The organism is Bradyrhizobium sp. UFLA05-89 (genome assembly GCF_059803475.1).
This window is the reverse complement of record NZ_JBANBA010000002.1, coordinates 1-14391: the sequence shown is the minus strand read 5'-3', so window position 1 is coordinate 14391 and position 14391 is coordinate 1. Positions and strand designations below refer to the sequence as shown.

General features: G+C 64.6%; 13 protein-coding genes and 1 pseudogene. 13 read left to right on the top strand and 1 reads right to left on the bottom strand.

From position 1 onward, the window contains the following. The first annotated feature begins 183 nt into the window (after positions 1–183). The 9 genes and pseudogenes from SO139_RS01330 (at position 184) to trmB (ending at position 9397) form a co-directional block, all read left to right on the top strand. Positions 184–862 (top strand): annotated as a pseudogene (locus tag SO139_RS01330) (HAD family hydrolase). Between the two features lie 192 nt (positions 863–1054). Next, positions 1055–2452 (top strand): tRNA (N6-isopentenyl adenosine(37)-C2)-methylthiotransferase MiaB, encoded by a 1398-nt coding sequence (gene miaB, locus SO139_RS01325; RefSeq protein WP_449377691.1) that lies wholly within the window; start codon positions 1055–1057, stop codon positions 2450–2452. 65 nt (positions 2453–2517) lie between these two features. After that, on the top strand, positions 2518–3513 hold the full coding sequence (locus SO139_RS01320; protein WP_027528338.1) for a PhoH family protein: 996 nt from the start codon (positions 2518–2520) through the stop codon (positions 3511–3513). 56 nt (positions 3514–3569) lie between these two features. Next, entirely contained in the window at positions 3570–4067 is a 498-nt protein-coding gene (gene ybeY, locus SO139_RS01315; RefSeq protein WP_449377692.1) for an rRNA maturation RNase YbeY, read from the top strand. A 13-nt stretch (positions 4068–4080) separates the two neighbouring features. Then, positions 4081–5199, top strand: a complete 1119-nt coding sequence (locus SO139_RS01310) for a hemolysin family protein (RefSeq protein WP_449377693.1) — start codon at positions 4081–4083, stop codon at positions 5197–5199. After that, positions 5196–6809 (top strand): apolipoprotein N-acyltransferase, encoded by a 1614-nt coding sequence (gene lnt, locus SO139_RS01305; RefSeq protein WP_449377694.1) that lies wholly within the window; start codon positions 5196–5198, stop codon positions 6807–6809. Before SO139_RS01310 ends, lnt begins: the two co-directional genes overlap by 4 nt. Before the next feature lie 217 nt (positions 6810–7026). Further along, positions 7027–7440, top strand: a complete 414-nt coding sequence (locus SO139_RS01300) for a helix-turn-helix domain-containing protein (RefSeq protein WP_074121911.1) — start codon at positions 7027–7029, stop codon at positions 7438–7440. 119 nt (positions 7441–7559) lie between these two features. Further along, complete coding sequence (locus tag SO139_RS01295; RefSeq protein ID WP_449377695.1) at positions 7560–8687, top strand: M20 family metallopeptidase; 1128 nt, start codon at positions 7560–7562, stop codon at positions 8685–8687. Further along, entirely contained in the window at positions 8684–9397 is a 714-nt protein-coding gene (trmB, locus tag SO139_RS01290; protein ID WP_449377696.1) for a tRNA (guanosine(46)-N7)-methyltransferase TrmB, read from the top strand. The genes SO139_RS01295 and trmB overlap by 4 nt, the downstream gene beginning before the upstream one ends. 90 nt (positions 9398–9487) lie before the next feature. Here trmB and SO139_RS01285 read toward each other — a convergent pair whose 3' ends face one another. Beyond that, positions 9488–10570: a DUF2336 domain-containing protein gene (locus tag SO139_RS01285; RefSeq protein WP_498539577.1), complete on the bottom strand. Its 1083-nt coding sequence runs from the start codon at positions 10568–10570 to the stop codon at positions 9488–9490. A 449-nt stretch (positions 10571–11019) separates the two neighbouring features. Between SO139_RS01285 and rimP the strand changes: the two genes are divergently transcribed. The 4 genes from rimP to SO139_RS01265 form a co-directional block, all read left to right on the top strand. Further along, positions 11020–11775: a ribosome maturation factor RimP gene (gene rimP / locus SO139_RS01280; protein WP_449377698.1), complete on the top strand. Its 756-nt coding sequence runs from the start codon at positions 11020–11022 to the stop codon at positions 11773–11775. Between the two features lie 2 nt (positions 11776–11777). Then, a complete protein-coding gene (gene nusA, locus SO139_RS01275) occupies positions 11778–13388 on the top strand; it encodes a transcription termination factor NusA (RefSeq protein WP_449377699.1) in 1611 nt (536 codons plus the stop codon). A gap of 24 nt (positions 13389–13412) precedes the next feature. Continuing rightward, positions 13413–14096 carry an RNA-binding protein gene (locus SO139_RS01270; RefSeq protein ID WP_449377700.1) on the top strand — a complete coding sequence of 228 codons (684 nt, stop codon included), beginning with the start codon at positions 13413–13415 and terminating at the stop codon, positions 14094–14096. Between the two features lie 71 nt (positions 14097–14167). Next, positions 14168–14391 (top strand): translation initiation factor IF-2 associated domain-containing protein (locus SO139_RS01265; protein ID WP_498539576.1); only part of this gene is annotated, 224 nt, incomplete at its 3' end.

Sequence of the window (14391 nt, the reverse complement as noted above, 5' to 3'; positions counted from 1 at the left end):
ACCGCCCCGCGCGATCGGTTCACCTCTCCCCATCGGGGAGAGGTCGATTTGCTCCTGGCGATGCGAAGCATCGTCCAGTGCAAATCGGGTGAGGGGGCGCAGGTCCCACGAGAGACTGAAGCCCCTCACCCGGCGCGTCGCGCCGACCTCTCCCTATGGGAGAGGTGAAAACGGCGCGCTCTAGTGCCGATCGACCTCATCATCTTCGACTGCGACGGTGTGCTCGTCGACAGCGAGGTCATCTCGTGTCAGGCGCATGCGGACGTGCTGAGCCGACACGGCTATCCGATCACGTCGGAAGAGGTGTTCGCGCGCTTTCTCGGACGATCGACGCGACAGGCCAATCTCGAGATCGAGACCGAGCTTGGCCGCAAGCTGCCAGACACCTATCACACCGATCTGCAGGATGAATTGTTCGGCTCGTTCGAGCGCGACCTGGAAGCGATACGCGGCATTCACGACGTGCTCGACCAGGTCACACAACGCGTGTGCGTGGCCTCCAGTGGCTCGCATCAGCGCATGCGGGTCAGCCTGGGGAGAACTGCGCTCTACGAGCGCCTTGCGCCGAACATCTTCTCGGCCTCGCAAGTGAAGAACGGCAAGCCGGCGCCGGACCTGTTCCTGTTTGCCGCAAGCGAGATGAAGGTGCCGCCGGAGCGCTGCGTCGTGATCGAGGATAGTGTAGCCGGCATCGCCGGCGCGGGCAGCCGGAATGACCGTGTTCGGCTTTTACGGGGGTAGCCATTGTCGTCCAGGCTATGCCGATGTCCTGCGACAAGCGGGCGCCGACCTGACCTTCGACGATATGCGGCAATTGCCGGACCTGGTCCGCCGGGTCGAAGCCGACGCCTTGGCCGAGTGATTTCACCACCGCCTCTGTCATTCCGGGGCATCGCGCAGCGATGAACCCGGAATCTCGCGCCGAAACCTCTGGATTCCGGGCTCGCTCGCTATGCGAGCGCCCCGGAATGACGGCCCAGGGGCCTCCATTCGCTGGATTTTCGCTCGTCCAACCTATATCTGAGGGCCGTTCTCCACCTCAAATCCGGGTTCCATGACGCCGCCGCGCAAGCTGCACATCAAATCATATGGCTGCCAGATGAACGTCTACGATGCCCAGCGCATGGTGGACACGCTGGCTCCGGAAGGATTCGTGGAGACGGCGAGCGCAGAGGATGCCGACCTCGTCATCCTCAATACCTGCCATATCCGCGAGAAGGCCTCGGAGAAGGTCTATTCCGAGCTCGGCCGCCTGCGCGCCGCCAAGGACGAGGCGGCGCGCGGTGGCCGCACCATGCAGATCGCGGTCGCCGGCTGCGTGGCGCAGGCCGAGGGCGATGAGATCGTGCGCCGCGCGCCTGTCGTCGATGTCGTGGTGGGCCCGCAGAGCTATCATCATTTGCCGGAGCTGTTGAAGCGCGCAGGCCACGACGGCCGCGCGATCGAGACCGAATTTCCGGCGGCCGACAAGTTCGGCTTCCTCGCCCAGCCAAAGCCCGAAGCGATCCGCGCGCGCGGCATCTCCGCTTTCGTCACCGTGCAGGAAGGCTGCGACAAGTTCTGCACCTTCTGCGTCGTGCCCTATACGCGCGGCGCCGAGGTGTCGCGGCCCGTGGCGAAGATCGTCGACGACGTGAAGCGGCTCGCCGACAACGGCGTGCGCGAGCTCACGCTGATCGGCCAGAACGTCAACGCCTATCATGGCGAGGGACCGGACGGACGAAGCTGGCCGCTCGGCAAGCTGCTCGAGCATCTCGCGCAGATTCCCGGCATCGCGCGCCTGCGCTATTCCACCAGCCACCCTCGCGACGTCGATGACAGTCTGATTGCGGCCCACCGCGATCTGCCCGGCCTGATGCCCTTCGTGCACCTGCCGGTGCAGTCCGGCTCGGACCGGATCCTGGCGGCCATGAACCGCAAACATACCGCCGATGATTATCGGAAGATCATCGACCGTTTCCGGGCTGTGCGCCAAGACATTGCTTTTTCATCAGATTTTATCGTGGGCTTCCCTGGGGAGACCGAGCAAGATTTTCGCGCGACCCTCGCACTGGTCACACAAATCGGCTACGCTGCAGCCTACTCGTTCAAATATTCGGCCCGGCCGGGAACCCCGGCCGCGGACATGCAGGAGACGGTGTCCCTAGTCGAGATGGACCAGCGATTGGAGCGGCTCCAGGAGTTGATCGACGCCCAGCAATCGGCCTTCAACAAGGCTGCGATTGGCACAACCGTCGACGTGTTGTTCGAGCGCGAGGCGCGCAAGGACGGCCAGATCGTCGGCCGCACCGCTTACCTTCAGCCCGCGCATGTGATGGCTTCGCCCGACATCATCGGTAAAATCCTGCCGGTGCGCATCGACAGCCTCGAACGCTACAGCCTGCTCGGCGCGCTCGCGACGCCTGAGCCCGCGCAGCGGCCCGCTTTATCGCCAATCGCCACTGGAGCCTGAAACCCTTGCCCAAAAGCGCATCGGATTCGTCTTCGTTCGCTCCCAGCCGCAAATTTGACCGCGACATGCAAGTTCCGCCCGAAACCCAGGTCGTCATCGACTTCGACGACAACCGCGCCGCTTCCGCGCTGGTCGGCCCCTACGGGCAGAATCTGGCACAGGTCGAGCGCCGGCTCGGCGTCGTCGTCGACTCCAAGGGCAACCACATCACCATCGGCGGCACGCGCGATGGCTGCGACGCCGCGCGGCGCGTGCTGGAAATGCTCTACGCCCAGGCGGTGAAGGGACAGGATCTCGACCAGGGCGAGGTCGAAGGCGCGATCCGCGCCGTGATCGCGCAGGGCTCGCTGTTCGAGTTCGACGCCAAGTCGGCCAAGTCGACCTTCGAAAGCATCAATTTGCGCAAGCGCCCCGTGCGCGCACGCACCGCCGCGCAGGATTCCTATATTCGTGCACTGAAGCGCCATGAGCTGGTGTTCGGCATCGGCCCGGCCGGCACCGGCAAGACCTGGCTCGCCGTCGCGCACGCCGCGCAACTATTCGAGCGCAAGGAGGTCGACAAGATCATCCTGTCGCGCCCGGCGGTGGAGGCCGGCGAGCGGCTCGGCTTCCTGCCTGGCGATCTCCGCGAGAAGGTCGATCCCTATCTGCGCCCGATCTATGACGCGCTGTATGACCTGATGGATGCGCGTATCGTCGAGCGCGCGCTGCAGACCGGCGAGATCGAGATCGCGCCGCTCGCCTTCATGCGCGGCCGCACGCTGACCAATGCCGTGATCATCCTGGACGAGGCGCAGAACACCACCTCGATGCAGATGAAGATGTTTCTGACCCGTCTCGGCGAGAACAGCCGCATGATCGTGACCGGCGATCCGTCGCAGATCGACCTGCCGAACGGCCAGACCTCCGGCCTGTCGGAGGCGACCCGTCTGCTCGGCGGCGTCGAGGGCATTTCACAAGTTCATTTCACCGCCGAGGACGTGATCCGGCACGAGCTCGTGGCGCGGATCGTTGCCGCCTATGAGGGGTCGGCGCAACGGCCGGCCGCAGGCAAGCCATAGCGAGAAAATCCGGATCGAACGACGCAAGCCAAGCGCCGTCCGTTCCGAACAACACCATGTCGCATTCCAATCTTCCCATGACCGAGGTTCTCGTCGTTGCCGACTGCTGGCAGAGCGAGCCCGATGCCGAAGCGGTGATCCAGCGCGCGATCGCCGCGGCGGCCTCTTCCGTCGACGACGACGTCACCGACGCCGAAGTGGCCGTGATGCTGACCGATGATTCCGGCATCCGCACGCTGAACAGCAACTGGCGCGGCATCGACAAGCCGACCAACGTGCTGTCCTTTCCTGCACTCCAGCCGGAGGGCGAATGGAAGGCGGGCGATGCGCCGCGCATGCTCGGCGACATCGCCATCGCCTATGAGACCCTGCGGCGCGAGGCGGACGAGGAACAGAAGCCGTTCGACCACCATTTGAGCCATCTCGCGGTGCACGGTTTCCTGCACCTGATCGGCTACGACCACGAAAACGATGCTGACGCAGAGGAGATGGAAGCACTCGAACAGGACGTCCTGGCCCAGCTCGGTATCCCGGACCCCTATGCAGAGCGCTGACGGATCGATTGAGATGGCGGATTCCGAACCAATCCACGACAATCCGCGCAACACCCGCAACCTGCCGGCGGTGGTGCAGCCGGGCGAGATCGCGCGTCCGACAGCCGAAGGCTGGCTGATCCGCGCCATCCGCACGCTGTTCGGCTGGAAGGCCGGTTCGGTTCGCGACGATCTCCAGGTCGTGCTCGACGCCACGACGCCTGACGATGCCGGCTTCTCCGCCGTCGAGCGCACCATGCTGCGCAACATCCTCAACCTGCATGAGCGCCGCATCGCCGACGTCATGGTGCATCGCGCCGACATCATCGCAGTGAAGCGCGACATTCCGCTCGGCGAGCTGATGGACCGCTTCGAGAGCGCGGGCCATTCCCGCTTCGTGGTCTACAACGAGACGCTCGACGATCCCGTCGGCATCGTGCACATCCGCGATCTCCTGACCTTCATGACGGCCAAGGCCCGCGTCTCGGAAGCCACCAAGACCAAGCGCAAGAAGCCGCTGCCCGCCGGTCTCGATTTGCGCGCGGTCGACCTCGCGCTGCCGCTGCAGGATGCCAACATCATCCGCAAGCTCCTCTACGTGCCGCCGTCGATGCGGGCAATCGACCTGCTCGCACAGATGCAGGCCTCGCGCATCCATCTCGCGCTCGTCGTCGACGAATATGGCGGCTCCGACGGGCTGGTCTCGCTCGAGGACATCGTCGAGCAGATCGTCGGCGAGATCGACGACGAGCACGACAGCGACGAGCCGCCGTCGATCGTACGCCAGCTCGACAATTCCTTCATCGCCGATGCGCGCGCGAGCCTGGACGACGTCCGCTCCGTGATCGGCGAGGATTTCGTCACCGGCGAAGCGGGTGAGGAGGTCGAGACGCTCGGCGGCTATCTCGTCAGCTTCGTCGGCCGCCTGCCGGTGCGCGGCGAAGTGATCTCCGGTCCCGGCAATTACGAGGTCGAGGTGCTCGACGCCGATCCGCGCCGCGTCAAGCGCCTGCGCATCGCGGCTCGCAAGGAACGTCCGGCCCCGCGCACCCAGCGCGAAAGCCGCCGCCGCGAGGCCTCACCCGATCAAGGCACGCCGCCATCCGGCGACACGCCCAATCCGCCGCCCGGCGACGGAGCCGGCACGCAGTGACCCCGGCGCAACGACTTCGGATGGTCGCCCTTGCCATCATCCTCACCTGGGGATGGAAGCGCGCGCTCATTGCCATGGCGGCCGGCGCGCTCTCGGTGCTGGCGCTGGCGCCTTTCAACGCCTGGCCGGTGCTATTTCTGACCTTCCCGGTGCTGGTCTGGCTGATCGACGGGGCCGGCGGCGGCCGGTTCGGCGGCGTTCCCGCCGCGGCGCTGACAGGCTACTGGTTCGGGCTCGGCTATTTCGTCCCCGGCCTCTACTGGATCGGCTACGCCTTCTTCGTCGATGCCCAGACCTTTGCCTGGCTGACGCCGTTCGCAGTGCTGGGCCTGCCGGCCTATCTCGCAATCTACACGGCGATCGGATTTGCGCTGGCGCGGCTGCTCTGGACCAAGGACGCCGGGCGCATCCTCGCGCTCGCGGCAAGTCTCACCGTCGCCGAGTGGATGCGCGGCCATGCCCTGACCGGCTTTCCATGGAACGCCTTCGGCTACTCGCTGTCCGAGCCGCTGCCGCTGGCGCAGACTGCGTCACTGATCGGCCTCTGGGGCATGACGTTCCTGACGGTCGCGATCTTCGCCAGCCCTGCGGCGCTGATCGACCGCACGCCGGACAAGAAAATTCCGTGGCGCGTGCCGGTCGCAGCGATCGCACTGCTGATCGTCATGGGCATCTTCGGCGCGATCCGCCTGTCGCTGCATCCAACGACGATGGTGGCGGGCGCAAAGCTTCGCCTGATGCAGCCGAACCTTCAGCAGGATGCCAAGTTCAACTACTCCGCCAAGGCGGAGGTGATGAAGAAGTACCTGGCTTTGTCGGACCGCGCCTCCGGACCCCAGTCGACTGGCGTACGCGATACCACCATCCTGATCTGGCCTGAATCCGCCTTTCCGTTCTTCCTGGCCCGCGAAGCCGACGCGATGGCGCAAATCGCGGACCTCCTGCCCAAGGGAACAGTGCTGATCACGGGATCGGTCCGCGCGCCCGATCTGCCACCGGGCACGCGAATCACGCGCGCCTTTAACTCCATCTACGTGATCGACCACGACGGCAGCGTGCTTTCCGTCTACGACAAGCTGCACCTGGTACCGTTCGGAGAATTTCTTCCCTATCAGGACCTGATGGAGAAGCTTGGCTTCGAGCAACTGACGCGGGTTCAGGGCGGCTTCATTCCCGGCACCGTGCGGCATGCACTGCCGGTGCCGAGCGTGCCGCCCGCGCTACCGCTCATTTGCTACGAAGCCATCTTTCCCGGTGACGTTGCAGGACGCGAAGAACGGCCGGGCTGGATCGTCAACCTGACCAATGACGGCTGGTTCGGAATTTCCACTGGCCCCTACCAGCACATGGAGCAGGCTCGAATGCGTGCCATCGAGCTTGGATTGCCGCTGGTCCGCTCGGCAAATACGGGAATTTCGGCGGTCGTCGATCCCGTCGGTCGGACCATCGCCAGCCTTGGCCTCGGTATCGAGGGCGTTCTGGATTCGGGCCTGCCCGCTGCGATCCCAGCAACCGTGTATGCCAGGGTCGGCGACATTCCGGCCGCGATCCTCGTCGCGCTCGCCGTCATTCTTGCGGTGCGTAAGCGCGTTGCCAGACGACGTCCCTGATCGCCAACGGCGCTGCCGGTAAACTTTTGACAACCGTAATCCTCCGGTTGACAGAGCGGCAGCACGCTCCGCATTCTGCCCTTGCTGCAGGAAGACAGCGGGCGTTGCTAAATTTCTCCGCAATGTTTCCCAAGAATCCAAACAGAGGTTTTGGCGACGTTATCACCTGACGCATACTCCCCTGTTGCGCTAAAGGTGTCTGAGGAGGGCAGGAGAGATGTCGAAAGCGCCCAACCCTGTTGACAAATATGTCGGCAGCCGCGTGCGCATGCGCCGCATCATGTTGGGCATGAGCCAGGAGAAGCTTGGCGAAGCGCTTGGCCTGACGTTCCAACAGATCCAGAAATACGAGAAGGGCACCAACCGGGTCGGCGCGAGTCGCATCCAGCAGATCGCGGAAATTCTCCAGGTGCCGGTCTCGTTCCTGTTCGAGGGCGGACCAAGCGGCACGCCGGGCCCCGATGGCTTCAGCGAGGGCGCCTCGCCCTCCTATGTTTCCGACTTCCTCGCCACATCCGAAGGGCTGGCGCTGACGAAAGCCTTCACCCGGATCACCGATTCCAAGATGCGTCGCTCGATCGTCGATCTCGTCGAGCAGATCGCTGCCCGCGAAGGCCCCGACAAGCGCTGAGGCGCCCTGCATTCGGGCCATGAGGCTGCGCCAAATCTGGCCTATGTCGTGATGTGTGGTCCGCGTATAAGGCACGCGAATTTCCACGACATTCCTCACCCCGAGGCACAGGCGACGACATGTCCAGCTCAAATCCGTTCGACACTGCGACCATCCTTGAGGGCATCCGCCGCTGGGTGGAGATCGAGACGCCGACGGAAGCGCCTGAGCAGGTCAACAAGCTGATGTCTGTCGTCACCGAGCAGCATCGCGACCTGCCCGTCACGACCGAACGCGTCGCCGGCATCAATGGCTGCGGTGATCATCTCGTGGTGCGCTCTGCATGGGGACAGGACAGACCCGGCATCCTCGTGCTCAGCCATCTCGATACCGTACACCCGATAGGCTTCATCGAGCGCCTGCCCTTCAAGGTCGAGGGCGACAGCGCCTTCGGCCCCGGCATCTACGACATGAAGGGCGGCGCCTATATCGCCCATCACGCATTCCGCAACATCTGCGCCACGTCCGACCACTCGCCGCTCGGCATCACCCACATGTTCACCTCCGACGAGGAGATCGGCAGCCCAACCTCGCGCACGCTGATCGAAGCGGAAGGACGGAAGGCCAAATATGTGCTGGTGACGGAGCCGGCGCGCGACGGCGGCAAGATCGTCACGGGCCGCAAGGGCGTCGGGCGGTTCGAAGTCTTCATCAGAGGCGTGCCCGCGCATGCGGGCTCGCGGCCCGAGGATGGCCGCAGCGCCATCCGCGAGCTCGCCAACATCATCCAGACGCTGGAAGGGATGAACGATCTCAAGCGCGGCGTTACCGTCAATGTCGGCGTGGTGCGTGGCGGCACGCGGCCCAACGTCACGCCGGAAGAAGCCTATGCCGAGGTCGACCTGCGCGTGCTCAGCAATGCCGACGCCGAGGAATTCGTCGGAAAGATTCTTGGGCTGACCTCGAAGACCGATGGCGTCACCGTCAAGGTGACGGGCGACCTCAACCGGCCGCCCTACGAGAAGAGCAATTCCGGTGCCTCGCTCTACGAGCACGCGAAAACGCTGGCCGGCGAGCTCGGCTTCGATCTGATCGACACCCACACCGGCGGCGGATCGGACGGCAATTTCACCGCGGCCCATACCGCAACGCTCGACGGGCTCGGCGTCGACGGCAAGGGCGCACACACTCATTATGAGCAGCTCTATGTTTCCTCGCTCGAGCCACGCGCGCGGCTGCTCTACCGCCTGTACCAGACGCTGCGATGAGCGAGCGCAGATCGGATCCGGCTCGCGCTGACGACGGCGAGCGCGCGTTCTTCGGCCGCCGCAAGGGGCACAAGCTTCGGCAGCACCAGGCCGACCTCGTTGCGCATCTGCTGCCGCATCTTGCGCTCGACATCACGCAAGCGGCGCCTGCGAATGCGTGCGCGATCTTCGATCCAGCCGCGCAAGCGCTGCGGCTCGAGATCGGCTTCGGCGGCGGCGAGCATCTCGCGGCGGAGGCGCAACACTTTCCGGCCACCGGCTTCATCGGCTGCGAGCCCTATGTCAACGGCATGGCCAAGATCCTCGCGCAGATCGAGGCGCACAATATCGGCAACATCCGCCTGTTCGCGGGCGACGCCGCCGAGCTGCTGGCCTGGCTGCCGAACTCTTCGCTGTCGCGGATCGACCTGATCCATCCCGATCCGTGGCCGAAGCGGCGGCACTGGAAGCGGCGGTTCGTCCAGGACAAGACCATATCCGCGATGGCGCGCGTGCTCGAAAGCGGCGGCGAATTCCGCTTCGTCTGCGACATCGACGATTATTGCGCCTGGACGTTGTCGCATCTCGCCCGCTCGCCGGACTTCGTCTGGCTCGCCGAGCGCGCCGACGATTTTCGATTGCCCTGGGCCGGCTACACCATGACGCGCTACGGCAGAAAAGCCGCGCGCGAGGGCCGCAAGGCTGCGTATTTGCGATTCAGGCGAGTATAGATTCTTCGCGCGGTCCATCTGCAGTCGTCATGGCCAGGCTCGTCCCGGCCATGACGCCAAGCGTAGATGCCCAGGTGCGTTACTTTGAGCTCAGATCGTCTGGCGGCTGCGCCAGAAATTCACGACCCGCTCGGCGGTCGACGGCATCAGCTTGGTGAAGTTCATTCGCGCCGCTTCGATATCGGCATCTGCGGGCGCGCGCTGCGGGCCGTACCACAACAGGATCAGGGCGCGCACGGTCGGCCAGCCGAGGTTCAAAACCCGGCCCATGATCAGGATCGGGTCGTAGCGGTCGCCGGCGATCAGACGGTCGAGGACGGGGAGCCTGACGCCGGACATCGCGGACAGCGCAGCGATGGATTCCTCATATTTGTGGGCCTTTGCGAAACCGAGCAGCGCACTTTCGCCAAGATGGCCTTCGCGGTTGAGACCGAGCACGGTGCGCTGCGCCGCCGAGAAGTCGCGCCGCGGACCTTGCGGCAGCGAGGCCTCCTCGAGCTCGTTCATCGCGCGCCTGATCTCCATCTGGCGCGCAGGCTTGACCACGCTCGACAGGCGGCGGCGGATGACGTCGAGCGTTCCGCCGAGAAGGTCCTTGAGCTGATCGCCGGAGAGATCGTCGCGCTGGCCGATCTTGAGCGTCAGCACGCCGTCCTGCGCGGCGCGCTTGATCAGCTCCGAATAGCCGCCCGCCGAGAACACGGCACCGGCATTGCCAGCAGCACGCCGCACCACGTCGCGATCGCCGCGCTCGACCAGCACATCGGTGATATCGGCGGACAGGACTGGCCGCTCGGTCATGGCGAGAAGGTGGCTCTGGCCTTTCAGGCGCGCAATCTCGATCAGCGCGGCTTCGTCGAGCACAGGCGAGCGGCGTAACACGGGGCCCGCCACCTGAATTTCGTTTTCGCGCGCGAGCTGACCGACGAGATGGCGCGGTGCGTTCGCCACGCGCGAAAATCGCTCGGCAAGATCGATACGCGCCGTCAGGTCAGCATGCGGAACGAGGTCGATCAGCAGATTGTCGAAGAGATCGACGAGATCAGGCCTGAGCTTGGTGGCGTCCTGGAAGAACAGATCGGCGATGGCGCGCGCGATGTCGCTGCGACGCCTGGGGTCGCCGCGCCTGACGATCTCGTCCAGTCCGGGAATGAGCGACGTGGCAACGGTCATGAAACGCGAACTCGCATTGGGCACGCCGGGAGTACACGAGAAGCCTTAAAATGCACCGCCAGCAGGCAAATTAGGCCATCCTTGGTGAAGGAACGGTTAGAGCATGATCCGGAAAAGTGTGTAGCGGTTTTCCGAAAAGATCATGCTCAAACAAGGACCTAAAGCGGGATGACGCTCCATCCTGATTTCATCGCGCTTTAGGCCGGGCACCGCATAAAAAGGCGGTCCTGGGGCGGCCGGGCCTTGTCGAGAGCGCCGAAAAGCGCTATATCCGCGCCAACTTATCTTCTCATACGATCGGTATTGAGAGTGGGCCCGGAAGGACCCGCTCTTTTTTATTACCTGCATCGAGATCGGGCGACCACGTCTGTAGGGGCCGACCGACCCCGCGAGTTCCCTGAAGCAGCGTAAAGCAAGCGTTAACCACTAGAAGCGTCTTGACCCCAGATATGATCGAACCCAGCGCTGGTTCCACAGATACCGAGCTATTGGCCGAGCCGCGGCTCGTGGTCGAGCCGGGCGTGGCCGCGCGGGTCTCGGCGATCGCCGGCCCGGTGCTGCAAGGCATGGGCTATCGCCTGGTGCGGATCCGCATCTCCGGGGAAGCCGGCTGCACGGTCCAGGTCATGGCGGAGCGGCCGGACGGCTCGATGCAGATCGAGGATTGCGAGGCGATCTCTCGGGCGCTGTCGCCGGTGCTCGATGTCGCCGATCCCATCGACCGCGCCTATCGGCTGGAGGTTTCCTCGCCGGGGATCGACCGGCCGCTGGTGCGCCGCTCCGATTTCGAGCGCCATCTGGGGCATCTGTTGAAGATCGAGATGGCCGTCGCCCATGACGGACGAAAGCGCTTTCGCGGCGCCATCGCCGGCATCGAAGGCGACCGCGTTCGCATCACGCGCGACGACGTCAAGGCCGGCGAGGACGCCGACGTTCTCCTGGTGATGGAGGATATCGGCGAGGCGCGGCTGGTCCTGACCGACGAGCTGATCGCGGAGTCCATGCGCCGGGGTAAGGCGCAGGAGCGCGAGATGCGCCGCAATCTCGGCCTGGAGCCGCCGCAACCGGCGCACGCCAAGATCAGCGAGAAGACGACCAAGAACACCAAGCCGAAGAAGAAGCCGGCACCGAAAAACACCAAGCAACATCGCCTGACCGCCGAACGTGCGCGGCGCGGCGAAATCGAGCCTGACGAAGGAGACTAGCCATGGCAGTCAGCGCCAATCGACTTGAATTGCTGCAGATCGCCGACGCCGTTGCGCGCGAGAAATCGATCGACCGCGGCATCGTCATTGCCGCGATGGAGGACGCCATCGCGAAGGCGGCGCGCGCCCGCTACGGCAGCGAGACCGACGTTCATGCCGAGATCGATCCCAAGAAGGGCGAACTCCGGCTGTCGCGCCACATGCTGGTCGTCGACAAGGTCGAAAATCATTCCAACCAGATTTCACTGGTCGACGCGCAGCGCGCCAATCCCGGGGCCCAGGTCGGCGACACCATCGCCGATACGCTGCCGCCGCTGGAATATGGCCGTATCGCCGCGCAGTCGGCCAAGCAGGTCATCGTGCAGAAAGTGCGCGAGGCCGAGCGAGACCGGCAGTACCAGGAATTCAAGGACCGCATCGGCGACATCGTCAACGGCGTCGTCAAGCGTGTCGAATATGGCAGCGTGATCGTCGATCTCGGCCGCGGCGAAGCCATCATCCGCCGCGACGAGATGCTGCCGCGCGAGGTGTTCCGCAACGGCGACCGCGTCCGCGCCTATATCTTCGACGTGCGCCGCGAGACTCGCGGGCCGCAGATCTTCCTCTCCCGCACCCATCCGCAGTTCATGGCAAAGCTGTTCGCGCAGGAAGTGCCGGAAATCTATGACGGCATCGTCGAGATCAAGGCGGTGGCCCGCGATCCCGGCTCGCGCGCGAAAATCGGCGTGATTTCCCGCGATTCCTCGGTCGATCCGGTCGGCGCCTGCGTCGGCATGCGCGGCTCGCGCGTGCAGGCAGTGGTGAACGAATTGCAGGGCGAGAAGATCGACATCATCCCCTGGTCGCCCGACATCGCGACCTTCGTGGTCAACGCGCTGGCGCCGGCCGAAGTGTCCAAGGTCGTCATCGACGAGGACCGCGAGCGCATCGAGGTCGTGGTGCCCGACACCAACAACCAGCTTTCGCTGGCGATCGGCCGCCGCGGCCAGAACGTCCGCCTCGCCTCGCAGCTCACCGGCTGGGACATCGACATCCTGACCGAGCAGGAGGAATCCGAGCGCCGCCAGGCCGACTTCGAGAACTCCACCCGCGTCTTCATGGAATCGCTCAATGTCGACGAGGTGGTCGGTCAATTGCTGGCATCCGAAGGCTTCACCTCGGTCGAGGAACTGGCGATGGTCGACGTCAAGGAACTCGCCGGCATCGAAGGTTTCGACGAGGAGACCGCGCAGGAGCTGCAGAACCGCGCGCGCGAATATCTCGAGCAGCAGGAAGCCGAGCTCGAGGCCAGGCGCAAGGAACTCGGCGTCGAGGATGCGGTTAAGGACGTGCCCGGCGTCACCTCGAAGATGCTGGTGAAGTTCGGCGAGAACGACATCAAGACGGTCGACGACCTCGCCGGCTGCGCCACCGACGATCTGGTCGGCTGGACCGAGCGCAAGGAAGGCGGCGAGCAGACCAAGTTCAAGGGCGCGCTCGACGGCATCGACATCTCCCGCGACGATGCCGAGGCGATGATCATGCAGGCACGCGTCAAGGCCGGCTGGATCACCGAGGCGGACCTCGCCAAGCCCGCTGAAGACGCCGAGGCGTCCGAACAGCAGCCGGCTTAAGGGCGATCAGGAGATGTCGCCCGGATGCTTGCCAGCACTGACCCCGAACTCGACCATGGACCGCGGACCGAAAGGTCCGCGACCATGCGCATGTGCGTGGTCAGCCGAAAGGTCCGGCCGATCGACGAGCTGATCCGCTTCGTCGTTTCACCCCAGGGCGATATTGTTCCCGACCTCAAGCGCAAGCTGCCTGGCCGGGGCATGTGGATATCGGCCTCGCGACAAGCAGTTGCGGAAGCCGTCCACCGTCACCATTTCAGCAAGGCCTTCAGGCGCGATTTGCGCGTCCCGCCAACGCTTCCCTCTGACACGGAAACGCTGCTGGTTCGGAGTGTGACCGAGGCGCTGGCGATTGCCACCAAGGCAGGTCAGGTCCTGGCCGGCTTCGGCAAGGTCGAGACCGCCCTGAAAGAGGGAGCGGTTGCGGTCCTGATCCACGCCAGTGACGGAGCCCAGGACGGAATCCGCAAATTGGACGGGTTGGCGCGGCAAAACGAGCGGAATCGCGACGAGAAGCTGCAAATTCCCGTCGTCACCGCATTGAAATCGGCAGAATTGGATTTGGCACTAGGCAGGTCAAATGTGATACATGCTGCGCTGCTCGCGGGCCCGGCGAGCAGGACATTTTTGTCACGTAGCCAGATGCTGGTCCGATACCGGATGGCGGACGATGACGGGACTGCCGAAAAGCGCGGCCAGGATTTCTGAAGACAGAACGACGACCGGTATGACAGTGCGGCAACGCACAATGACAACAAGATCAGGATTAGGACTGCTGAATGGTTGATACCAAGACCCCTGGCGACAAGAAGCTGAGCGTTCCGAGCAAGACGCTGACGCTCAAGCCGCGCGTCGAAACGGGCACCGTGCGCCAGAGCTTCAGCCATGGCCGCAGCAAGCAGGTTGTGGTCGAGAAGCGCGGCAAGCGCCGGATCGGGGACACCGGTCCCGAGCCGCACACCCCGGAGGTTGCGAAGCCGGCCCCGGCCGCACCCCCTCCTGC

Bases quoted from the DNA above. Each gene is read 5' to 3' on its own strand.
- miaB (WP_449377691.1), top strand. From the start codon at position 1,055: ATGACGCCGCCGCGCAAGCTGCACATCAAATCATATGGCTGCCAGATG.
- SO139_RS01320 (WP_027528338.1), top strand. From the start codon at position 2,518: ATGCAAGTTCCGCCCGAAACCCAGGTCGTCATCGACTTCGACGACAAC.
- ybeY (WP_449377692.1), top strand. From the start codon at position 3,570: ATGTCGCATTCCAATCTTCCCATGACCGAGGTTCTCGTCGTTGCCGAC.
- SO139_RS01310 (WP_449377693.1), top strand. From the start codon at position 4,081: ATGGCGGATTCCGAACCAATCCACGACAATCCGCGCAACACCCGCAAC.
- SO139_RS01300 (WP_074121911.1), top strand. From the start codon at position 7,027: ATGTCGAAAGCGCCCAACCCTGTTGACAAATATGTCGGCAGCCGCGTG.
- SO139_RS01295 (WP_449377695.1), top strand. From the start codon at position 7,560: ATGTCCAGCTCAAATCCGTTCGACACTGCGACCATCCTTGAGGGCATC.
- trmB (WP_449377696.1), top strand. From the start codon at position 8,684: ATGAGCGAGCGCAGATCGGATCCGGCTCGCGCTGACGACGGCGAGCGC.
- SO139_RS01285 (WP_498539577.1), bottom strand. From the start codon at position 10,570: ATGACCGTTGCCACGTCGCTCATTCCCGGACTGGACGAGATCGTCAGG.
- rimP (WP_449377698.1), top strand. From the start codon at position 11,020: ATGATCGAACCCAGCGCTGGTTCCACAGATACCGAGCTATTGGCCGAG.
- nusA (WP_449377699.1), top strand. From the start codon at position 11,778: ATGGCAGTCAGCGCCAATCGACTTGAATTGCTGCAGATCGCCGACGCC.
- SO139_RS01270 (WP_449377700.1), top strand. From the start codon at position 13,413: ATGCTTGCCAGCACTGACCCCGAACTCGACCATGGACCGCGGACCGAA.